Source organism: Sphingomonas oligoaromativorans (genome assembly GCF_011762195.1).
Classification (GTDB): domain Bacteria; phylum Pseudomonadota; class Alphaproteobacteria; order Sphingomonadales; family Sphingomonadaceae; genus Solisphingomonas; species Solisphingomonas oligoaromativorans.
In genome coordinates this window covers 210533-232739 of record NZ_JAASQK010000003.1, presented here as the reverse complement: position 1 = coordinate 232739, position 22207 = coordinate 210533, and the positions used below count along the sequence as shown (strand labels likewise).

Sequence of the window (22207 nt, the reverse complement as noted above, 5' to 3'; positions counted from 1 at the left end):
ACAGAGAGAAATGTGATTTGCACAGTCGTGCTACAAACTGGATTAATACGATGGTGGAAAATCCATCCATTCTTGTTGTAGATGACGAAGCGGTTAATCGCGGCATCGCGTCCGTGATGCTGGGGCAGGCCGGCTGGCATGCCGACACGGTGGAAGACGGGGCTTCGGCGATCCTCGCCGTGCGCAGGCGGGCTTACGCGCTGGTGCTGATGGACATCCAGATGCCGGACATGGACGGCTTCGAGGCGGCCGCGGCGATCCGTGGCGAGGGCGGCACCATGCCGATCGTCGCCTTCACCGCGCTGTCGCATACCGAGACCGCCGCTCGGCTCCATGGCGCGGGCATGGACGGCTATATCGGCAAGCCCTTCACCGCGCCCGAGCTGCTCGCCGCGGTCGAGCCGTGGCGGCCGTCGGCGAGGCCGCATGACAGCGCACGCCTCGCCGCCCTGTTCGGCGAGGCGGAGATCCTCGCAATGCTGGGCCGCTTCCGCGATCAGCTCGCCGATGCCCTGACGGCGCCGGACGGCCCGGGTGAACGCCGCTCCCGCGCGCATCGGGTGGCGGGGATCGCCGGCACGCTGGGTTTCCCCGAAGTCTCCCGCATCTGGCTCGCCGTGTCGGAGGGCGAAGATTCGCAATGGGAAGCCGCCCGCGTCGCCGCCCGCAAGGCGCTGGCGGAGCTTGGCCGCCCGCAGGAAACGCCCGGAGAGGCTAGACCCTAGTCTAAATCGCCCGGCCGGCGGCTTTTCCGCAGAAGCTTGTTAACCATGCCCGGCGCTTCTCGATCCTGCCAAGCACAACAGGATCCAGCCATGTTCCAGCCTCATTCACCGACCCGCGTCATCGGCCTCGCGGCCCTTGCCGTCGCCGCGACGGCGCTGGGCTCCGCGCCGGCCAAGGCCGACTCCTCCACGGGCACGATCGGCGTCTCGCTGAACGTCAACGCCTCCTGCATGGTTAACGGGGCCGCGATGGCGTCGAGCCTCGGCCAGATCGGCAGCATCGCCTTCACCGATCAGTCGGGCATCTTCGGGGACACCAGCGCACAGCTCGTCGCCACCGGCGGCGGCAACGCCATTTCGGTGCTCTGCTCACCCGGCCTCACGCCTTCGCTGACGATCGGCACGGGCGCGCACGACGACAGCGGCGTGCATCGCATGGCGTCGGGCAGCAACATGCTCCCCTATCATCTCTACAGCGACGCCGGCGCCACCGACGAGATCACCATCAACCAGCAGATCAGCCTCGGCACCGCGACGACGACTGCGTTCAGCGTGCCGCTCTATGCCCATGTCAACAGCGGCGGCGTGATCCTGCCCGCGGGCTCCTATACGGATACGATCCAGGTGACGCTGAACTGGTAGCATCGGGGGAAGGCGGGAAAGGGCGATCGCCGTGCGCCGCCTCGGGCCTCTCGCAACCGCCCTGATCGGCCTACTCGCGGGAGGGCCGGCCTCGGCGCAGATGACCAAGGCGTTTCAGGTTTCCGCCGATATCGTCAACGGCTGCCTCGTCGCCACGGGCGGATCGGGCCATTGGGGCGACATCGCGCTGGGCAGCGTCTCCAGCTCGGCGACGGGGACGGTGGAGGCGGACCTGCTCTCGGGCGGCGCGAACGGCATCCAGATCGACTGCACGCCGGGCCTGACCGTCAGCCTGACCGCCGACAACGGGAACCAGCCGAGCGGAGGGGTGCGTCAGCTCGCCATCGCGGGGAATGCCGGCGCGCGGGTGCCGTACCAGCTCTACGCCAACGGCAGCGCCACGCCGTGGACGAGCCAGGCGGTCAGCCTCTCCTTCCCGGCGGGCACCTCGCACATGGCCTTTCCCGTCCACGCCAAGGCCACCTTGCCCGGCTCGATGGTGGCCGGCGCCTATTCCGACACGGTTCGCGTGACGCTCAGTTGGTGAGCGCGCGCCTCGCATTGGGGGGATTGATGTGATGACATGCCGCGCCCTTGCGCTGCCCTTTCTCGCCGCCGCGATGCTGGCCGCCACGCCATCGCACGCGGGATCGGTGGTGCTGTGGCCGATCGATCCCGTCATCGCGAGCGGCGAGAAGGCCACCGCGCTCTGGATCGAGAATCGCGGCAACACCCCCGTCACGCTCCAGATCCGCTCCTTCGCGTGGAGCCAGTCCGGCGGGGACGATCGTTTCGACCGGCAGGACGAGGTGATCCCGAGCCCGCCCATCGCCAATGTCGCGCCCGGCCAGCGCCAGCTCGTCCGCATCATCCGCCGCGCCGCCGGCGCGGCCTCGGCGGAGCATTGCTATCGCCTGCTGATCGACGAGCTGCCGCCGCCGATCGACTCCTCGCGCACCGATGCGGTGGGCGCGCATCTTGCGGTGCAGATGCGCTATTCGATCCCGCTCTTCGCCTATGACGGGGCGGGCGCCCATGGCACGCCCGCGCTCGCGGGGCGCACCGTGCTGGTGGGCGGCAAGCCCTATGCCGAAATCCGCAACACGGGTGATCTCCACGCCCGGCTGGTCGATCTGCGGGTGGTGCGCGGCGGGCGGACGGTGACGGCGGCGGGCGGGCTGCTCGGCTATGTGCTGGCGGGCTCGACGATGCGCTGGCCCCTGCCGGCGGACGCGCCGGTCGACGGCACGCTCGTCGTCAACGTCAACGGCCGCGACATCAGCCTGACGCCGACAGCCTGAGCCCGCGCACCGATGCCATGCGGCGCCTCCTTCTCCTCTTCCTCCTTCCCTCGGGGCTCGGACAGACCGGGGCGGCAATCGCGGCCGCCAGCCTGCCGCCGATCGACCCGGCGCCGGCCAGCCAGCCGCTGTTCGTGGAGATCGTGCTCAACGGCCGCCCGTCCGGCGACGTGGTGCCGCTGATGCTGCGCTTCGGCCAGCAGATGGTGAACAGTGCGGACCTGCGCGCGGCCGGGCTGCTGGTGCCGGGAGACGGCCTCGTCGACGTGGCGCATATGCATGGCCTGACCGCGCAATATGACGCGATGGGGCAGACGCTGCGCATCGACGCCTCCCCCGATCTGCTGCCGACCAGCCATATCGTCGCCGAGAATCGCGAACGCAGCCCGACCGTCGCCAATGTCGGCGCGATGCTGAACTACGACGCCTATGTGCAGCACGGCGGCGGCATCACCAGCGCATCGCTGTGGACCGAGCAGCGGCTGTTCGGTCCGTTCGGCACGCTCTCCAACGACGGCACGCTGCGCGCGGTGCAGGGCGGCGGCTCCTCCGCGCCGCAGGGCTATCTGCGCTACGACACGCGCTATCGCCATGTCGACGAGGACCATGCGCTGGCCTTCACGGCGGGCGACCTCATCACCCAGTCGCTGCCCTGGACCACTTCGGTGCGGATGGGCGGCTTCCAGATCGCGCGGGACTATCGGGTGCGGCCGGACCTGCTGACCATGCCGCTGCCGAGCTTCGCGGGAAAGACGGCGGTGCCCTCCGCCGTGGACCTGTTCGTCGACGGCTATCGCCAGCAGGGCGCGGACGTCGCGCCGGGCCGCTTCGTGCTCGACAACATCCCGGTGGTGAACGGCGCGGGCGAGGCCACCATCATCACCACCGACGCGGTCGGCCGTCAGGTGGCGACCACCATCCCCTTCTACGTCTCCTCCCAGCTCCTCAAGCCCGGCCTGCTCGACGGCTCGGCCGAGATCGGCTTCCTGCGACGCGCCTATGGCGTCCGAAGCTTCCGGTACGGCGCGCTGGCGGCCAGCGGCACGGTGCGGCGCGGGCTCACCAGCCATGTCACGATCGAAGCGCATGGCGAGACGACGCGCGGGCTGGCGCTGGGTGGCGCGGGCATCGTCTGGGCGCCGGGGCTGATCGGCACGCTCGCCGTCTCCGCCGCCGCCAGCCATGCCGATGGACGCACCGCCAGCCAGTGGACGGTGGGCTACAGCTATTCCTCGCGCCGCTTCACGATCGGCGCCGAGCATGACCAGCGCTCCGGCGCCTATCGCGACCTCGGCAGCTTCGACCTCGCCAGCTTTGCCCCGACCCGCCGCAGCGACCGCGTCGTGGCCAGCGTCAATTTCGATCGGCAGGGCAGCGTCGGCCTTGCCTTCATCGACGCGCGCACGCTCGCCGGCCCGCGCACGCGGATCGGATCGCTCTCCTATTCCCGATCGCTCGGCCGCGTCGCCAGCCTGTTCCTGAGCGCGGACCACGACTTCAACGCCCACAGCAGCAGCGCACAGCTCCGCCTGATCGTGCCGTTCGGCCGCAACACGGTGAGCGCGGGCATCAGCCATGATCCGAGCCGGGGGCTGCTCGGCGAGCTGGATTATGCCCGCTCGGTGCCGAGCGAGGGCGGTCTGGGCGCCAATGCCAGCCTCGCCTCCGACGAGCATGGCCGCGCTTATGGACAAGGCACGCTCACCTGGCGCGGTCCGGCGGTGGAAGTGCAGGCCGGGGGCGCCTTCGCGCGGGGGCAGAACTCGCAATGGCTGGGCGCGACCGGCGCGCTGGTGGTGATGGATCACGACTGGTTCGCCGCCAATCAGGTATCGGACGCCTTCGCCGTCGTCTCCACCGACGGGATGCCGGGCGTACCGGTCTCCTACGAGAACCAGCCGATGGGCGTCACCGACAGGCGCGGCCATCTCTTCGTGCCGGTCATCACCTCCTATCATACCGGCCGCTTCGCCATCGACACGCTGGGCCTCCCCGCCGACCGCGTCGCGACGACGGTGGAGCGGCGCGTCGCGCTCCGCGAGGGCACCGGCGCGCTGGTGCGGATGGGTGTACGCACGGTGCGCAGCGCCACCGTGACACTGGTGGACGAACGCGGCCGTCCGCTGGCCCCCGGCGGCCGGGTCAGCCGCGCCAACGCCGCCGACACCGAGATCGGCTGGGACGGCATCGTCTATCTCGACGACATCGCCGGCCGCACGACGCTCTCCGTGCTCCGTCAGGACGGCCAGCACTGCCGCGCGGAGGTGGTGCTGCCCGCCGACGCCAAACCGCTCGCGCAGATCGGGCCGGTGCCATGCCGGTGAGCCTCGCCCGCCTCCTCGTCGCCCTGCTGCTGGCGCTGGGCGTGCCCGGCGTGGCGCAGGCGGCATCCTATTGCACCGTCTCGAACCCGGCTTTCACCTTCCAGCCCTCCTCTTCCTACGACGTGCAGGCACAGACCATCCCGGCCATCAACGGATCGGCGGGCCTCACCTGCAACGCCTCGGCGATCGCCTTGCTCGGCACCAACTATGCGAACGCGACGATGACGAGCGCCAACGGCTTCAAGCTCCTGACCGGCCCCGGCAGCGATGCCATCCCCTTCAGCGTCTCGGCCGATCAGGCGGGGACCATCCCGTTCACGCAGGGCGGGACGGTCAATTATACGGACAGCGCGCTCCTCTCGCTGGGCATCCTGACCGGCGGCACCTTCACGCCGAAGATGTATATGAAGCTCAGCGCCGGCCCGAACGTCGCCGCCGGCACCTATACCGGCACGCTGACGGTCGCCTGGAGCTGGAACATCTGCATCGTGGCGGTGGTGGTGTGCGTCACCTCCGATACCGGCACGGGCACCTCGACGATCGTGGTGACGCTCAAGGTCAACGCGGACTGCAAGATCACCGCGAACGACGTGAGCCTCGGCAGCGCCCCGCTCGCCAGCCAGTTCGGCATGGCCACCAAGGCGGTGCTGACCGACTGCACCAGGGGCAGCAGCTATCAGGTGTCCTTCACCGCCGGCGGCAACACCAGCGCGCGGCCATGGCGGGCGATGAGCGACACCGGCGGCCACAGCCTCCAGTACAACATCTATCTTCCCGACGGCGTCACCATCTGGGACCAGAGCAATCCGCAGACCAATCAGGCCAATGGCGGCAAGGGCACCGGCCTCGTCTCGCCGGCCCAGCAGCAGACCTACAAGATCGGCGTCAACCCGGCCCAGACGACGCCGCCGGCCGGCCATTATACCGACACGGTCAGCGTCGTGCTCAGCTTCTGAATGCGCCCGGATGGCTCGACAGGCGGGGGATTCTGTGGTGGGGGAAGGCCATGTCGACGCCCCTTGCGCTGCTTCCGCTGCTGGCCCTGCTGGCCCTGCCCGCCCCGTCGCAGGCCGCCGCCATCGACGTGGCCGTCACCAACGTCACCTCGGCCAAGGGGCGCATCCATGTCGACATCTGCCCGCAGGAGAAATTCCTGAAGGAGGATTGCCCTTATTCGGCCGAGGCACCGGCGACGATCGGCACCACCGTCGTCACCGTGCCCGACGTGCCGCCCGGCCGCTATGCCGCGCAGGTCTTCCACGATCGCAACGGCAACGGGAAGGTGGACCGCGCGCTGTTCGGCATCCCGACCGAGCCGCTCGGCTTCTCGCGCGACGCGCCCGTCCATATGAGCCCGCCCAAATTCGCCGATGCCGCCTTCGATCATGGCAGCGAACGGCAGCGCATCACGCTTGCGCTGCGCAGCTTCCTCTGAGGGCGCCGGCATGATCCGTTCCCTCGATCGCCTCGTCGCGCTTGCCTGCCGTCGCCCGTGGTGGGTGCTGGCCGCCGCGCTGCTGCTCACCATCGGCGCGCTGCTCTTCACCAGCGACCGCTTCGCGATGACCACCGACACCTCGGCGCTGATCTCCGACACGGTCGGCTGGCGCGTGAACGAGAAGAAGATGGACGCCGCCTTCCCGCAGAACGGCGATTCGGTGCTGGTGGTGATCGACGGACAGACGCCCGAGCTGGCCGAGCGCGCCGCCGCCGGGCTCGCCGCGAAGATGGCCGCCGACCCCGCCCATTTCCGCCGTGTCGTGCGCCCCGACGGCGGCGACTTCTTCGCCCGCGAGGGCCTGCTGTTCGGCAGCGAGGCCGATGTCGCCGCCGCGACCAGGCAGATGGTGGACGCCCAGCCCTTCCTCGGGCCGCTCGCCGCCGATCCCTCGCTGCGCGGGATCGCGGGCGCGCTCGACACGATGTTGCAGGGCGTCGCGCGCGGCGACGCGACGCTCGCCCGGATCGACCGGCCGATGGCGGCGCTGGCCGACGCGCTCGACAGCCAAGCGGCGGGCAAGCCGGCCTTCTTCTCGTGGCAGGCGCTGTTCGGCTCCGACAAGGGATCGCTGGCGGCCCCCAGGCGCCGCCTCGTGCTGGCGACGCCGGTGCTCGACTATGGCTCGCTGATGCCGGGAGAGCCCGCCACGAACGCGGTGCGCACCGCCGCGACGCAGCTTGGCCTCGACCCCGCCCATGGCGTGACCGTCCGCCTCACCGGCTCGGTGCCGCTCGCCGACGAGGAGTTCGCCAGCCTCGCCGATCATGCCTGGCTGGTCGGCGCGGTGATGGTGCTCGCCATGCTGCTGACGCTGCGTCTCGCGGTGCGCTCGTGGAAGATCGTCGGCGCGATCCTCGTCACCACCATCGCCGGCCTCGTCATCACCACCGGCATCGGCCTCGCCGCGGTGGGGCAGCTCAACCTGATCTCGGTCGCCTTCATCCCGCTGTTCGTCGGGCTCGGCGTCGATTTCGGCATCCAGCTCGGCGTGCGCTTCCAGGCCGAGCGGCTGGAGCATGAGGACCATGCCGCCGCGATGTGCGCCGCCGCCCGCGCGCTGGGCGCGCCGCTGCTGCTGGCGGCGGGCGCGGTGTGCCTCGGCTTCATGGCCTTCCTGCCGACCGCCTATGTCGGCATCGCGGAACTGGGCGTGATCGCCGGGCTCGGCATGATCGTGGCGCTGGCGCTGTCGGTGACGCTGCTCCCCGCGCTGCTGATGCTGCTCAAGCCCGGCCACCCGCAGGCCGAACTCGGCAATCCCAGGCTCGCGCCCGTCGACGCCTTCCTGATGCGCCGCCGCAAGCGGGTGCTGGGCGTGTTCGGGGTGTCGATGGTGGCGAGCATCGCCAGCCTCGCCTTCGTCCATTTCGACTTCAACCCGCTCCACCTGCGCAATCCCGCCGGCGAGGCGATGGCGACACTCTCCGATCTGGTCCACGACCCGGATCGCGATCCCAACACGATCGACATCCTCGCCACCGACCTCACCCATGCGCGGGCGCTGGCCGACACGCTGTCCAAGCTGCCCGAGGTCGGCCACGCCGTCACCGCCGCGAGCTTCGTGCCCGAGGATCAGGCGCCCAAGCTGGCGCTGATCGGCAATGCCTCGGCGCTGCTCGACTTCACCCTCAACCCCTTCGCGCCCGCCTCACCTCCGAGCGATGCCGAGACGATCGCAGCGCTCCGCCACACCGCCGAGGGCCTGCGTACCGCCGCCACCGGCTCGACCCGCGCGGACGCCGACGCCCGCCGCCTCGCCGACGCCTTCACCCGCCTCGCCGGCGCCCCCGAGACGGCACGCACCGCCGCGACCGCGATGCTGGTGCCGCCGCTCGGCACGATGCTCGATCAGATGCGCGCCGCCCTCTCGGCCCAGCCGGTGACGGTCGACACGCTGCCCGCCGACATCCGGCAGGACTGGATCGCCAGGGACGGGCAGGCCCGCGTCCAGCTCGTCGCCGCCGGCACCGATCGCAGCGGCCCTGCGCTCGCCGCCTTCGTGCGCGCCGTCCGCCATGTCGCGCCGTCGGCCACCGGCACCGCCGTCTCGACGCAGGCCGCCGCGCACACCGTCGCCATGGCCTTCGTCGAGGCCGGGCTGCTCGCGCTGCTCGCCGTCAGTCTGCTGCTCTATGCGGTGCTGCGCGATATGCGCGAGGTGGCGTTCACGCTCGCGCCGGTGGTGCTGTCGGGCTTCCTGACGCTCGGCACCTGCGTGCTGATCGGGCAGCCGATCAACTTCGCCAACATCATCGCCTTCCCGCTGCTGTTCGGCGTCGGCGTCGCCTTCCACATCTACTTCGTGATGGCGTGGCGGAGCGGGGCGACCGATCTGATCCAGTCGCCGCTCGCCCGCGCGGTGTTCTTCTCGGCGCTGGCGACGGGGAGCGCCTTCGGCTCGCTCTGGCTCTCGCGCCATCCGGGCACGGCCAGCATGGGCAAGATCCTGATGATCTCGCTCGCCTGGACTTTGGTCTGCGCGCTGATCTTCGAACCGGCGCTGCTGGGGGACAACAAGCGCGTCCGCCGCGCCTGACGCCCCCCGCGCGAGCTTATTTCACCGCGTCGAGCTGGCCGAGGCGCTTCACCATCGCGGGAAGGCCGCCTTTGGCGACGGTGGTCGCCAGATCAGCGCGCTGGAGCGCGAGATTGGAGACGCCGCTGGAGATCACGTCGACGATCTTCCACTGCCCGGCCGACTGGCGCATCCGGTAGAACAAAGGGGTGCCGGCGATCGTCACCTTCACAACCCGCTCTGGCCCGCGCTCGATCACCTTGGGATCGACGATGAACTTCTCCCCCGAATAGCTGGTGAAGTTGCGCGCCAGCGACACCGCCGAATGCCGCGTCAGCGCGCCGATCGCCGCCGACTTGTCCGCCGCCGACGCACTCGCCCAGGCCGGCCCGGCCACCAGCGCCGCGATTCCGGGCATGTCGTAATAGGCCTTCACCACCGTCTCGAAGCGCTCGGCGCGCGCGGGGAGCGGCAGCTTCGCCTTCATGATGGCGATCACCGCGTCGTTATAGGCCCCGATCCGTCCCGCCGAATCGCCGGGCTCCGCCTGCGCCGCGGCCGGGATCGCCATCAGCGCCAGGGCGGCGGCAATGCGTGTCTTGTATGTCACGGTCGTCATCCTTTGGTCAGCGAGGCTTCATCGCGGATGGCGTCATAACCGGCTCTGAACAAGGGTCGAGCCGAAAGGTTGCACGCTGTGACCTTTCGCCGATGCGGCGAAGCGACTATGTGTGCGCGCCATACCCGCCTGGAGATATTGATGGTAAAGGTGCTTCTCGCCCAACCCCGTGGCTTTTGCGCAGGCGTCATCCGCGCGATCGACATCGTGGATCAGGCGCTGGATCGGGTGGGGGCGCCCGTTTATGTCCGTCATGAAATCGTTCACAACCGTCACGTCGTCGACACGCTGAAGGCAAAGGGCGCCGTGTTCGTCGAGGAGCTGAACGAGGTGCCGACCGGCGCCGTGACGATCTTCTCCGCGCATGGCGTCAGCCGCACGGTGCAGGCCGATGCCGAGGCGCGCGGCCTCCCCGTGATCGACGCCACCTGCCCGCTGGTGAGCAAGGTGCATATCCAGGGCCGGCGCTACGTCCAGGCGGGGCGCACGCTGGTGCTGATCGGCCATGCCGGCCACCCGGAAGTCGAAGGCACGCTCGGCCAGATCGACGGCGAGGTCCATCTCGTCGGCACGCCCGAGGAAGTGGAGAGCCTGCCGCTCGCGCTCGACGCGCCGATCGCCTACATCACCCAGACGACGCTCTCGGTGGACGACACGCGCGCGATCATCGCGGCGCTGACCGCCCGCTTCTCCGACGTCACCGGCCCCGACACGGCCGACATCTGCTACGCCACGCAGAACCGCCAGTCGGCCGTGCGCGAGCTGTGCGAACATGCGGACATGCTGCTGGTCGTCGGCAGCCCGAACAGCTCCAACTCCAACCGCCTGCGCGAGATCGGCGAGGAGATGGGCAAGCCGAGCTTCCTCATCGCCGACGGCTCGCAGCTCGATCCGGCCTGGCTGGACGGCGTCGGGACGATCGGCCTCACCGCCGGCGCGTCGGCGCCCGAAGAGCTGGTGCAGAGCGTCATCACCGCGATCCGTGCGATCACCCCCACCACCGTCGAAAAGCTCGACGGCCTCGAAGAGAATGTGCAGTTCCGCCTGCCGCCGGCGCTGGAGCGCCTGCCCCAGCGCGCCCGCGTAGCCTAAGGACTTATTATGGGCCTCCCCCTCGCCGTCACCGCGCGCATCGGCGCCTACACCGTCAAGCAGCACATCAAGGGCGGCAAATATCCGCTCGTTCTGATGCTGGAGCCGCTGCTGCGCTGCAATCTCGCCTGCCCCGGCTGCGGCAAGATCGACTATCCCGATGCGATCCTGAACCAGCGCCTGAGCTATCAGCAGTGCATGGACGCGATCGACGAATGCGGCGCGCCCGCCGTCTCGATCGCGGGCGGCGAGCCGCTGCTCCACCGCGAGATGCCTAAGATCGTCGAGGGCTATCTGGCGAAGAAGAAGCTCGTCATCCTCTGCACCAACGCGCTGCTGCTCAAGAAGAAGATCGACGACTATAAGCCGCATAAATTCTTCACCTGGTCGATCCATCTCGATGGCGACAAGGGGATGCACGACCATGCGGTCGATCAGGACGGCACCTATGAGGTCGCGGTCGAGGCGATCGAACTCGCCAAGTCCAAGGGCTTCCGCGTGCAGGTCAACTGCACCGTTTTCGACGGCGCCGACCCGGCCCGCCTCGCGGCCTTCTTCGACGAGATGAAGCGCCTCGACGTCGAGATCACGCTGTCGCCGGGCTATGCCTATGAGCGCGCCTCGGATCAGGAGCATTTCCTCACCCGCGAGCGCACCAAGAAGTTCTTCCGCGACGTGTTCTCGCGTGGCAACGGCGCGAAGAACTGGGCGTTCACCAACTCGCCGCTGTTCCTCGATTTCCTCGCCGGCAATCAGAGCTACCAGTGTACGCCATGGTCGATGCCGCTGCGCACCGTCTTCGGCTGGCAGAAGCCGTGCTATCTCGTCGGCGAAGGCTATGTGAAGACCTTCGGCGAGCTGATGGAAGGCACCGAATGGGACAAGTTCGGCGTCGGCAAATATGAGAAGTGCTCGAACTGCATGGTCCATTGCGGCTTCGAGGGCACCGCGGCGACCGACGCGATCCGCCATCCGTTCAAGATGATGGGCGTCGGCCGCAAGGGCATCCGCACCTCCGGCCCGATGGCGAAGGATATCGACCTCAGCACGGCGCGCCCCGCCGAGGACGTCTATTCAAGCCATGTCGAGCGCGAGCTAGCGCTGATCGCCAAGAACAAACCCGGCGCGTCCAAGCATGTTGTAACCGCGGACTAATGTCCGCATCGCGCGATCGGCGTCCATCGCGACGCCGATCAGCGCGGGAAGCTGCCATGGCCGCGTCAGGATCGCGAGCAGCACCGCCCCGATCCTGACGCCGCCGTCCGGCCCCATCGCCACCTGCGCCGCCTTGGGCAGCGTGCGATCGGCGGCATCCGAGATCACGCGGGCCACGACGAAGGGCAGATTGTGCCGCTCGGCCACGCGCGCGGCGATGTGGCTCTCCATGTCGCAGGCGCAGGCGCGGGTGGAGAAGTGCAGATCCTCCTTCTGCCGCGCCGTCACCACCATCGCGCCGTCCGCATGGATGCGGCCGACCACCGCGCCCGGCAGGATTTCCGCCACGCGGTTGATCCACGCCTTGGAGGCCTCCGTCTTGCGCGAAGGGGCCTGCCCCAGCGGCTTGTGCTCGCGACGCGCATTGCCCGCGCCGACGCTCCATTCGCGCCGCTCCATGCCGGAGGGCGAGATGGTGCCGACCACCCAGTCCCCCACCGCCATGCGCGGCGCCAGAGCGCCCGCCAGCCCCATGGAGAGGATCGCGGTCGCGCCCGCCGCGACGCCCGCCTCCAGCTCGGCCTCCAGCCGCGCCGGATCGGTGCCGCCGACCACGACCTGAACCCCATCGCGCTTCAAGGCCTTGGCCTCGCGCTTCATGCCTGTCGCGATCAGGATCATCACATGCCGTAGGCTACGCGCCGCGTGTTGCCGCGCTTGAGGTTGCGATAGCGGGCGAGCGCCCAGAGCGGGAAATATTTCGGGTAACCGTGGTAGCGGAGATAGAAGACGCGCGGGAAGCCGCCGCCGGTATAATGCTCCTGCCCCCACAGGCCATCCTCGGCCTGATGGCGTTCCAGCCACGCGATGCCGCGCACGACGGCCGGATGATCCACCTCGCCGGCCGCCATCAGCCCGAGCAGCGCCCACGCCGTCTGCGAGGCGTTGGAGGGCGCCGGCTCATGACCTTTACGCGCCAGATCATAGCTGTCGCAGCTCTCGCCCCAGCCGCCGTCGGCGTTCTGGATCTGGATCAGCCAGCGCGCCGCGCGGCGCATCATCTGGTTGGCCGGATCGATCCCGGCGGCGTTGAGAGCGCACAGCACCGACCATGTGCCGTAGATGTAATTGACGCCCCAGCGGCCCCACCAGCTCCCCTCCGGGTGCTGATCGCGCTTCAGCCAGTCGAGCGCGGCCACCATGCGGGGGCTGTCGAGCGGCTCGCCGACCTGCGCCAGCATCGACACCACGCGCGCCGTCACGTCGGCGGTCGGCGGATCGAGCAGCGCGCCATGATCGGCGAAGGGGATGTCGTTCAGGTAGAAATGCGTGTTGTCGGCATCGAACGCGGCATAGCCGCCGTCATGGCTCTGGAGGCCGACATTCCACTCCACGCCGCGATCGATCGCCTCGTCATAGCGATCGCCGAGCGCCGGCCGCGCGCGATCCATCGCCATCACCACCACGGCGGTGTCGTCGAGGTCCGGGTAATGATCGTTGCCGTACTGGAAGGCCCAGCCGCCGGGGCGGACGTCGGGGCGCGTCTCCTGCCAGTCGCCCTTCACGTCGAGAATCTGGCGCGGTTTCAGCCAGTCGAGCCCGCGCACCGCCGACGCCTCCGCCACATCCCCGCCGGCTTCCAGCATGGCGTGGGCGGCCAGCGCCGTATCCCACACCGGCGAGACGCAGGGCTGGCAATAGACCTCGCCATCCTCGCGGCGGACGAGCAGCTTCTCGACCGAGGTACGCGCGATCGCCCGATGCGGATGATCGGGCGCGTAGCCGAGCGCGTCGAACATCATCACGCTGTTGGCCATCGCCGGATAGATGGCGCCGAGGCCATCCTCGCCGTTCAGCCGCTCCACCACGAAATCGACGCAGGCCTGTATGGCGCGCTGGCGCAGCTTCTTCGGCCAGAAGCGGCGACCGCGCTTGAGCACGATGTCGAGCGCGCCGAAGCCCGTCTCCCACACCCACTTGCCCGGCAGCGCGCGCTTCAGGATGTGGCGGCCGGGCGCGTAAAGCTCGTCCACCTTCACGCCGCGCGGATTCCTCGCGACCGGGCGCTTGGCCGCCAGCACGAGCAGCGGCACGATCACGGTGCGCGCCCAGTAGGACATGCGATAGAGGTTGATCGGGAAATTCTTCGGCGCGAGCATCAGCTCGACCGGCATTTCCGGGATCACGCTCCACTTGCCCGCCCCGAACAGCGCGAGCTGGATACGCGTGAAGACGTTGGAGGCCCCCGCCCCGCCGCGCTTCAGGATTTCGGCGCGGGCGCGGGCCATGTGCGGCGCGTCGATGTCGTCGCCGATCATCTTGAGCGCATAATAGGCCTTCACCGTCGCCGAAATGTCGAAGGCGCCGTCCTGATAGAGCGGCCAGCCGCCATGGCCGCCCTGAATCCGGCGCAGATAGCGGCCGATCGCCGCCTCCAGCTCCAGATCGTCGGGCTCGCCGAGATAATGGCGCAGCAGGATATATTCCGACGGGATGGTGGCGTCGGCTTCCAGCTCGAACACCCAGTGGCCATCCTCGCGCTGGGCCTTGGTCAGGGCCTCGGCGGCACGGCCGATCGCCGCTTCGACGCTGTCGAGCGGGTCGGTGGGCAGTCCTTCGGCGAGATCGTCAGCGCGCAACAGTTCCGGTCTCCATCTGGTGAGCGCACGCCGCAGCCGTCCGGCCGGAGCGGAGCGCGCCTTCGATGGTCGCCGGTAGCCCGGTTTTCGTCCAGTCGCCAGCCAGGAACAGGTTGTCCCATTTCGTTTGGGCGCAGGGGCGGCGGCGATCCTGCTCAGGCGTGGCCGCGAAAGTGGCGCGTTTCTCGACGACTAGCTGCCAGCGGGGGAGGTCTGCGGACAGGTTGTGGACCTTCGCCACATCCGCCCAGAGGCGGGCCGCGAGCGCCCCGCGATCCTCGTCGAGCAAGCGATCGCCCGCGCTGGTGGTGGTCGAGAGTCGATCGGGAAAGGCGAACACCCACTCCGCCGTCCCGCCGATCACGCCGGTGATGGGCGCGGCGCCGGGAGGCGCGGGATGAAGGAAGTGGGCGTTGACGATGGCATTGTGTTCGTCAGGGACGGTCAGGCCGGGAACGAGGTCCGCCGCCACCCACGCCGGCACCGCCAGCACCACAGGCTCTCCGGCCGCGATCTCCTCACGGCCATCGGCGAAGTCTAGCGCGGCGATGCGCCCCTCACCCCACTCCACCGAGCGGAGGCGGCGGCCGAGGCGGATCGTCGCGCCCCGCGCCTCCAGCCACGCCAGCGCGGGCTCGACGAAGGCGGCGGCCAGTGTCGGCTCGGCAACGAGCGGGAAGCAGGCCGCCCCGCCCTTCGCCAGCGTCTCACGCACCACAGCCCCCGCGAGCGCGGCCGAGCCCTCCGCTGCCGGCGTGTTCAGCGCCGAGACGAGGAAGTTCGCCAGCAGCCCGTCCCAGAGCGGCCCTTGCGTCGGCAGCACATCGCGGATGCGCTGGTCAGGCCGCGCCCCGAGGAGCTTGGCCAGCGCCAGATAGTCGCCCGGCTTCGTCCCCGGCACCCGGCGGTTGCGGGCAAGAATCCACCACGGCAGCGGCCCGCTATTGGGGCGCAGTTCCCAGCGCCTGCCCGAGGCCACGTCCATATAGGGAAAGCGCGCCTCGCTCGGCCCGGCGAGGCGATCGCCCGCGCCGATCTTCGCGAGATAATCGCGCACCCCATGATTGCCCGAGAGGACGAGGTGATTGCCGTTGTCGATCACCAGCCCAAGCTGCGGATCGCGATAAGAGCGGCAGCGCCCGCCCGCCTGCCGCGCGGCATCGCTGAGCGTGACGGCGAACCCGGCCTCGGTCAGCGCGACGGCGGCGGACAGCCCAGCCAGCCCCGCGCCGACGATATGCGCCCTCTTCACCGCCCGAGCCGCAGCCGGATCAGCGTCCAGGCCAGCGCCAGCCGGTTGTGGCGGACGCGGCTGCGCGGCGCGGTCCAGCCCGCCTTGAGCATCCGGCGCAGCAGCTCGGAATAGGCCGCCTCCATCAGCCGCGGCGCGATCAGATGGCCGCGCGGGCGGGTGGAGAGGATGCGGTGCGCCTCGGCATAATGGCGCTTGGCCCGCTCGGCGACAATGCGCGCCGCGCCGTCGATGCGGGGATCGTCGATGACCGCCGCGATCTCGTCGCCGATCGCGATGCCCTGCGCCTCGATCGCCTCGCGTGGCAGATAGGCGCGGCCGATGCCGGCATCCTCGTCGATGTCGCGCAGGATGTTGGTGAGCTGGAGCGCGCGACCGAGATGATAGGCGAGGTCGATGCCCGGCGTCTCGTCCATGCCGAAGATGCGCACCGACAACCGCCCCACGGCCGAGGCCACCCGATCGCAATAGAGATCGAGCTCGTCCATCGACGGGAAGCGGATGTCGCGGTCGAGGTCCATCGCCATGCCGTCGATCACGGCCTCGAAGTCGGCGCACTTGAGGCCGAAGGCGCGGATATGCGGAACCAGCATCGCCGCCACGCCCGGCTCGCCGCCCGCGAAGAGACTGTCGAGATCGATCCGCCACTGGTCGAGCGCGACCCTGCGGCTGGCCGGATCGCCCTGCTGATCGTCGGCGATGTCGTCGACGATGCGGCAGAAGTCATAGACGGCGTACATCGCCTCGCGCTCCGCCTTGGGAAGCACCTTCATGCCGGCGTAGAAGGAGGAGCCGGCGGCGGCGGGCTGGGTCTGCGCGGTCATCGGAACGCCACCAGCCGGCCAAGCGCCGCGCCGGACGCGAGCAGCAGCGCCTCCGCCTTGCCATGATGCACACGCTCGGAAAGCGGATCGCGGCGACGCAGGCGCGCGGCGAGGCTGACGGCAAGCCGCTGGATCACCGCCACCTCGACGCCCAGCCGCCGGTCGCGGATCGAGCGCGCGAAGGGAGCCGACTCCGCGAGCAAATGCTGGCAGCGCTCGGCCAATGCGGAAATGAGCTGCTTCAAGGCCGGGGAGGCCCGATCCGCGCCCAGTTCCTCGACCGTCACCCCGGCCGCCTTCATCAGATCCCGCGGGATATAGACGCGGTCGATCGCGCGAACATCCTTTCCGCAATCCTGAAGATGGTTGATGATCTGCAACGCCGCGCAGAGCGCATCGTTCATGGGCCACGTCGCGCGGCTCTCGCCATGCACGTCGAGCACGAAGCGGCCGACCGGCATCGCCGAATAGCGGCAATAGTCGATCAGATCGTCCCAGCTCTCGTACCGCAGCTTGGTGACGTCGCGGCGGAAGGCTTCCAGCAGATCGAGCGCGTGGGAAGGATCGAGCCCGCGCTCGGCCATCACTTGGCGCAGGGCCACAGCACTCGGCTCGGCGTCGGACTCGCCGGTAATGCCGGCGCGCATCGCTTCCAGCCGGGCGAGCTTTTCGGCGGCCGGGGCCGTCTCATGATCCGCGATGTCGTCGGCCAGCCGCGCGAAGCGGTAATAGGCCATCACCGGCGCGCGGTACTGCGGCGCGATCAGCACCGAGGCGACAGGGAAATTCTCGTCGCTATGGCCCTTGCCCGAGGCGAGGTCGGCTGCGGTCGAAGCGCTCATGATTGCATCCGGGCCTGCGCCCGTCCCTTCCACATGCCGCCGCGTCCCTGCCAGTGACGCCACGCGGAGAACCAAGTCGCGCCGGCGTAGAACATGCCGATCAGGGGCAAGGCAAGCCCCCAGAGCGGCGAACGGCGGTAGAAGCGCAGCATCGGCTGGAGGCAGATCGCCATGGCGAGCCACGCCAGCGCGCCCGCGACCCGAGCCCCGCCATGCCCGAACAGCGCCAGCAGCGGCGGCGCCAGATAGACGATGCCCATGCCGAGGAGCGTGCCGAGCAGCATCAGCGGCGAATAGCCGAGCTGGGCATAGGCCGAGCGCGCGATCATCATGCCGACCTCGCGCCAGCCGCCATAAGGCCGGATGCTCGCCGAGCGGCGCGTGAGCGAGAGGCGGATCGGCCCCTGACGCTTCATGGTCGCGCCCATCGCGCAATCGTCGATGATCGCGTCCGCAATGACGGCGACGCCGCCTGCATCGGCCAGAGCCTGACGCTTCACCAACATGCAGCCGCCCGCCGCCGCCGCCATCTTCGCGGCCGGACGGTTCACGCGGGCGAACGGGTAGAGCATCTGGAAGAAGAAGACGAACGCCGGGATCAGCGCCTTCTCGGCGAAGGTGGAGCAGAGCAGCTCCGCCATCAGCGAGTTGAGCGCGAGGCCGTCCTTCTCGCTCCGCGCGACCAGCGAACGCAGCGTGTCGGGCTGGTGCGCGATGTCGGCGTCGGTCAGCCAGAGATAGTCGGGCGCGACGCCCGCTTCCTCGATGCCGTTGCGCATCGCCCAGAGCTTGCCCGTCCAGCCGGCGGGCGGGGGCGAGCCCGCGATCACGGTCAGCCGGTCGGAACCGAGCCTGGCGGCCGCCTCGCGGGCAACAGTCGCGGTGCCGTCGCTGCTGCCGTCGTCGACCAGCACGATGCGGAATTGGCCCGGATAGTCCTGCGCGATCAGCGAGCCGATCGCCTGCCCGATCACCGCCGCCTCGTCGCGCGCGGGGACGACCGCCGTGACGCTCGGCCAATGGGCGAGAGCGGGCGCCATGCCCTCGTCGGTGTCGCGCGCCAGCCAGAAGCCGTCGCGGAACAGCAGCATCCCCAGCCAGACGAGCAGCGACAGAAGGCCGAGGATCATCATCCGATCATGCCCTCCTGACGGAACCAGCCGATCGCGTCGGCGACGGCTTCGCGCCACGGCCGCGCGGTGTAGCCGAGTTCGGCCTTGGCCCGCTCCGAACTGAAGAACATGCGGTATTTCGCCATGCGCAACGCATCGCGCGTCAGCATCGGCTCGCGGCCCGTCATCCGCCCCCATGCCTCGGACACGACCGCCAGCGGCATCAGCGGCAGACGCGGCAGGCGAATGGTCGGCGGCTTGCGGCCGACGAGGTGCGCGACCTCGGCCAGCATCTCCTGCAACGACACATCCTCGCCGCCGAGGATATAGCGCCGCCCCGGCACGCCCTTCGTGAGCGCCAGCAGATGCCCGCGCGCCACATCGTCGACATGGACGAGGTTGAGCCCGGTATCGACGAAGGCCGGAATCTTGCCGGTCGCCGCCTCGACGAGGATACGGCCCGTCGGCGTCGGCTTCACGTCGCGCGGGCCGATCGGGGTCGAGGGATTGACGATGACGGCGGGCAGGCCCTGCTCGGCCACCATCCGCTCGACCAGCCGCTCGGCGACCACCTTGGAGCGTTTATAGGCGCCGATCGCAGTCTGCTCGGTCAGCGGCCGGTCCTCGCCCGCAGCCCCGCCATCGAGCGGCGCGATGGTGGCGACGCTGCTGGTATAGACGATCCGCTTCACGCCCGCCGCCAGCGCCGCTTCCATCACGGCGCGCGTGCCTTCGCGGTTGTGGCGGACGATCTCTTCCGGGTCGGGCGCCCAGAGGCGATAGTCGGCCGCGACATGGGCGAGCGCGGTGCAGCCCTCCAGCGCCCGCTCGATCGAGGCGCGGTCAAGCATGTCGCCGCGCACGATCTCGCCGGGGAAGTTTTGCAGATTGGTCGCCGGGCTCGTCGAGCGCGCGAGGCCGCGCACGCGCCAGCCCTCGGCTGCCATCACACGCGCCACCGCCGCGCCGACGAAGCCCGACACGCCGGTTACGAGGATCGTTTCGTCTCTTGCCATCGGGGCTGGCTTCTAGGCGTCGGGAGAGGCATTTGGGAAGCTCAGAAGCGCCCATCATGACGCGCGTTTAAGGATTTGGTGTGCCCGGCTTCATCTCGATGGCCCTAGCGTTCGTCGCCATGATCGGGGTCGCCTACACGCTCGCCGCAACGGCGCTGGCCGGACGATGGCGTCCGCGCGACCCCGCCGAGGCGCCGGCGGATGCGCCCTCGGTCACGATGCTGAAGCCGCTCCACGGGCCGGAGCCGATGCTGGAGGCGAAGCTCCGGGGCTTCCTCGATCAGGACTATCCCGCGCCCGTCGACATGGTCTGCGGCGTCTCCCGCGCCGACGATCCCGCAGCGAAGGCCGCGCGCGCGGTGGGCGCGACGCTGGTGGTGGATGGCAGCCGGCATGGCAGCAACGCCAAGGTCTCCAACCTCATCAACATGGCCCCGCAGGCCAAGGGCGACATCATCATCCTCTCGGACAGCGACATGGCCGTGCCGCGCGACTATGCCGCGCGCATCGCCGCCGAGATGGCCACGCCCGGCGTCGGCATCGTCACCCTGCTCTATGCCGGGCGCGGCGACGGCGGCGGCTGGTCGAGGCTCGCGGCGGCGGGCATCTCGTGGGGCTTCCTGCCGAGCGTGATGGTCGGGCTCGCCACCGGCATGGCGCACCCCTGCATGGGCTCCACCATCGCGATCCGCCGCGAGACGCTCGATGCCATCGGCGGATTCGAGCGCTTCAAGGATCTGCTCGCCGACGACCATGCCATCGGCGCGGCGGTGCGCGAGACGGGGCTCGCGGTGGTCGTGCCGCCGATGATCGTCGCCCATGGCTCGACCGAGGCGAGCCTCGCCGAACTGGTCGCCCACGAACTGCGCTGGAACGCCACCGTGCGGATGCTCGATCCCGCCGGCTATGCGGGCAGCGTCGTCACCCATCCCACCGCCTTCGCCCTTCTCGCCATGGCCATGGGGGCCGGCTGGTGGGTGCTGGCGGCCGCGCTTCTCTCCCGGCTCGCACTTGCCGCGCGGATCGACTATATCGCCGGCGAACGCACCGCGCCGCTCTGGTGGCTGCCGGCGCGAGACCTGTTGTCGTTCGGCCTCTATGTCGGGGCCTTTTTCACCCGCCGTGTTGATTGGCGCGGGCAGCGCCTTCATATGGCCGATGACGGCCGCATGACGGCCGAGACGGAGACTCGATACCCATGACGCTGCGCACTCTGTTCATGCAGGGCCCCTCGTTCGACGGCTATGACGGCGGCGCCGGCGCCCGCTACCAGATGAAGCGCGAGGTCAAATCCTTCTGGTATCCGACCTGGATCGCCCAGCCCGCGGCGATGATCGAGGGCTCGCGCCTGATCGACGCCCCCGCGCAGGACCAGAGCTGGGACGACATCAAGCATGAGGTGGACGACAAGGATCTCATCATCCTCCACACCTCGACGCCGAGCTTCAATCAGGACACGCGCACCGCCGAGCTCATCAAGGAGCGCAACCCCAAGGCGCTGGTCGGCATGGTCGGCGCCAAGGTGATGATCGAGGACCAGAAGAGCCTCGAAGCCTGCGCCGCGCTCGATTTCGTCTGCCGCGAGGAATATGACTTCACCTGCGTGGAGCTGGCCGAGGGCCGTCCGCTGGCGGAGATCGACGGCATCACCTGGCGCGCGCCCGACGGACAGATCGTCCGCAACAAGGACCGCGCGCAGATCGAGGACATGGACGTGCTGCCGATGGTGTCGCCGATCTATCGGCGCGACCTCGACCTGCTGAAATATTATGGCGGCTACCAGCGCCACCCCTATGTCTCGTTCTACACGGGCCGCGGCTGCAAGAGCCGCTGCACCTTCTGCCTCTGGCCGCAGACGATCAGCGGGCACAATTATCGCCACCGCACCGTCGGCAAGGTGATCGAGGAGGTCCAGTACATCCTCAAGGAAATGCCGGAGATCAAAGAGATCTTCTTCGACGACGACACGCTGGCCGATGCGCATGAGTTCGTCGTCGAGCTGTCGGGCGAGCTGAAGAAGCTTGGTTTCGGCAAGCCCGGCTTCCCAGTGACGTGGGGCTGCAACGCCAAGGCGAACGTGCCCCAGCCCGTCCTCAAGGCGATGAAGGAAGGCGGCTGCCGCGTTCTGCTCGTCGGCTATGAGAGCGGCAACCAGAAGATTCTGCACAACATCAAGAAGGGCCTGCGCGTCGATGTGGCGCGCCAGTTCACCAAGGACGCGCACGCGCTCGGCCTGACGATCCACGGCACCTTCATCCTCGGCCTCCCCGGCGAGACGCTGGAGACGATCGAGGAGACGATCAAATACGCGATCGAGATCAACCCGCACACCATCCAGGTGTCGCTGGCGGCGCCCTATCCGGGCACGTTCCTGTATAACCAGGCGGTCGAGAACAAGTGGTTCGACGGCAGCGACCATCTGCTGACCGACGGCGGCACCCAGATCGCGCAGCTCAGCTACCCGCACCTCTCGTCGGAGGTGATCTTCGACAAGGTCGAGGAGTTCTACAAGCGCTTCTACTTCCGCCCCCGCAAGATGGGCGCGATGGTGGGCGAGATGCTGCGCGACTGGGACATGATGAAGCGCCGCCTGCGCGAAGGCGTCGAGTTCTTCTCCTTCCTCCACAACCGGAAGAAGGCCGCGTAAA

The 22207-nt window shown here is 69.2% G+C and carries 20 protein-coding genes; 12 read left to right on the top strand and 8 right to left on the bottom strand.

What is annotated here, in order from left to right:
* Positions 1 to 50: 50 nt before the first annotated feature.
* From FHS98_RS07525 to FHS98_RS07490, 8 genes are all read left to right on the top strand, one after another.
* A complete protein-coding gene (locus FHS98_RS07525) occupies positions 51 to 725 on the top strand; it encodes a response regulator (RefSeq protein WP_167102380.1) in 675 nt (224 codons plus the stop codon).
* A 90-nt stretch (positions 726 to 815) separates the two neighbouring features.
* The gene (locus FHS98_RS07520) at positions 816 to 1367 is read left to right on the top strand and encodes a Csu type fimbrial protein (RefSeq protein ID WP_167102377.1); all 552 of its coding nucleotides are present in this window, start codon (positions 816 to 818) and stop codon (positions 1365 to 1367) included.
* A gap of 100 nt (positions 1368 to 1467) precedes the next feature.
* Positions 1468 to 1914: a Csu type fimbrial protein gene (locus FHS98_RS07515; protein WP_167102374.1), complete on the top strand. Its 447-nt coding sequence runs from the start codon at positions 1468 to 1470 to the stop codon at positions 1912 to 1914.
* A gap of 31 nt (positions 1915 to 1945) precedes the next feature.
* Positions 1946 to 2668: a fimbrial biogenesis chaperone gene (locus tag FHS98_RS07510; protein WP_167102370.1), complete on the top strand. Its 723-nt coding sequence runs from the start codon at positions 1946 to 1948 to the stop codon at positions 2666 to 2668.
* 17 nt (positions 2669 to 2685) lie between these two features.
* On the top strand, positions 2686 to 4992 hold the full coding sequence (locus tag FHS98_RS07505) for a fimbria/pilus outer membrane usher protein (protein WP_167102369.1): 2307 nt from the start codon (positions 2686 to 2688) through the stop codon (positions 4990 to 4992).
* A complete protein-coding gene (locus tag FHS98_RS07500) occupies positions 4989 to 5948 on the top strand; it encodes a spore coat protein U domain-containing protein (protein WP_167102366.1) in 960 nt (319 codons plus the stop codon). The genes FHS98_RS07505 and FHS98_RS07500 overlap by 4 nt, the downstream gene beginning before the upstream one ends.
* Positions 5949 to 5998: 50 nt before the next feature.
* Entirely contained in the window at positions 5999 to 6427 is a 429-nt protein-coding gene (locus FHS98_RS07495) for a DUF2141 domain-containing protein (RefSeq protein ID WP_167102363.1), read from the top strand.
* Between the two features lie 10 nt (positions 6428 to 6437).
* Complete coding sequence (locus tag FHS98_RS07490) at positions 6438 to 9029, top strand: MMPL family transporter (RefSeq protein WP_167102360.1); 2592 nt, start codon at positions 6438 to 6440, stop codon at positions 9027 to 9029.
* Positions 9030 to 9045: 16 nt separating this feature from the next.
* On the opposite strand, the gene FHS98_RS07485 is transcribed toward FHS98_RS07490, so the two are convergent.
* A complete protein-coding gene (locus tag FHS98_RS07485) occupies positions 9046 to 9618 on the bottom strand; it encodes an ABC transporter substrate-binding protein (protein WP_341786039.1) in 573 nt (190 codons plus the stop codon).
* A gap of 150 nt (positions 9619 to 9768) precedes the next feature.
* On the opposite strand from FHS98_RS07485, the gene ispH reads away from it, so the two are divergent.
* Together ispH and hpnH are read left to right on the top strand one after the other, a co-directional pair.
* Positions 9769 to 10719 carry a 4-hydroxy-3-methylbut-2-enyl diphosphate reductase gene (gene ispH / locus FHS98_RS07480; protein ID WP_167102354.1) on the top strand — a complete coding sequence of 317 codons (951 nt, stop codon included), beginning with the start codon at positions 9769 to 9771 and terminating at the stop codon, positions 10717 to 10719.
* 9 nt (positions 10720 to 10728) lie between these two features.
* Positions 10729 to 11874 carry an adenosyl-hopene transferase HpnH gene (hpnH, locus tag FHS98_RS07475; protein WP_167102351.1) on the top strand — a complete coding sequence of 382 codons (1146 nt, stop codon included), beginning with the start codon at positions 10729 to 10731 and terminating at the stop codon, positions 11872 to 11874.
* Here the strand turns inward: hpnH and FHS98_RS07470 are convergent.
* From FHS98_RS07470 to hpnA, 7 genes are read right to left on the bottom strand one after another with little or no spacing between them, the layout of a single operon-like run.
* Positions 11815 to 12555: a phosphorylase family protein gene (locus FHS98_RS07470; protein ID WP_208402106.1), complete on the bottom strand. Its 741-nt coding sequence runs from the start codon at positions 12553 to 12555 to the stop codon at positions 11815 to 11817. The genes hpnH and FHS98_RS07470 overlap by 60 nt on opposite strands.
* On the bottom strand, positions 12555 to 14513 hold the full coding sequence (shc, locus tag FHS98_RS07465; RefSeq protein WP_208402105.1) for a squalene--hopene cyclase: 1959 nt from the start codon (positions 14511 to 14513) through the stop codon (positions 12555 to 12557). Before shc ends, FHS98_RS07470 begins: the two co-directional genes overlap by 1 nt.
* The gene (gene hpnE, locus FHS98_RS07460) at positions 14503 to 15765 is read right to left on the bottom strand and encodes a hydroxysqualene dehydroxylase HpnE (RefSeq protein ID WP_167102345.1); all 1263 of its coding nucleotides are present in this window, start codon (positions 15763 to 15765) and stop codon (positions 14503 to 14505) included. Before hpnE ends, shc begins: the two co-directional genes overlap by 11 nt.
* Positions 15762 to 16589, bottom strand: coding sequence for a presqualene diphosphate synthase HpnD (gene hpnD / locus FHS98_RS07455; RefSeq protein WP_167102342.1), 828 nt, complete (start codon positions 16587 to 16589; stop codon positions 15762 to 15764). Before hpnD ends, hpnE begins: the two co-directional genes overlap by 4 nt.
* A complete protein-coding gene (gene hpnC, locus FHS98_RS07450; RefSeq protein WP_167102339.1) occupies positions 16586 to 17431 on the bottom strand; it encodes a squalene synthase HpnC in 846 nt (281 codons plus the stop codon). Before hpnC ends, hpnD begins: the two co-directional genes overlap by 4 nt.
* On the bottom strand, positions 17428 to 18564 hold the full coding sequence (locus tag FHS98_RS07445) for a glycosyltransferase (protein WP_167102336.1): 1137 nt from the start codon (positions 18562 to 18564) through the stop codon (positions 17428 to 17430). Before FHS98_RS07445 ends, hpnC begins: the two co-directional genes overlap by 4 nt.
* Positions 18561 to 19559 (bottom strand): hopanoid-associated sugar epimerase, encoded by a 999-nt coding sequence (gene hpnA / locus FHS98_RS07440; protein WP_167102333.1) that lies wholly within the window; start codon positions 19557 to 19559, stop codon positions 18561 to 18563. Before hpnA ends, FHS98_RS07445 begins: the two co-directional genes overlap by 4 nt.
* 98 nt (positions 19560 to 19657) lie before the next feature.
* Between hpnA and hpnI the strand changes: the two genes are divergently transcribed.
* Positions 19658 to 20761, top strand: a complete 1104-nt coding sequence (gene hpnI / locus FHS98_RS07435; protein ID WP_208402136.1) for a bacteriohopanetetrol glucosamine biosynthesis glycosyltransferase HpnI — start codon at positions 19658 to 19660, stop codon at positions 20759 to 20761.
* A complete protein-coding gene (hpnJ, locus tag FHS98_RS07430; RefSeq protein WP_167102327.1) occupies positions 20758 to 22206 on the top strand; it encodes a hopanoid biosynthesis associated radical SAM protein HpnJ in 1449 nt (482 codons plus the stop codon). The genes hpnI and hpnJ overlap by 4 nt, the downstream gene beginning before the upstream one ends.
* The last annotated feature ends 1 nt before the right edge of the window (position 22207 follow it).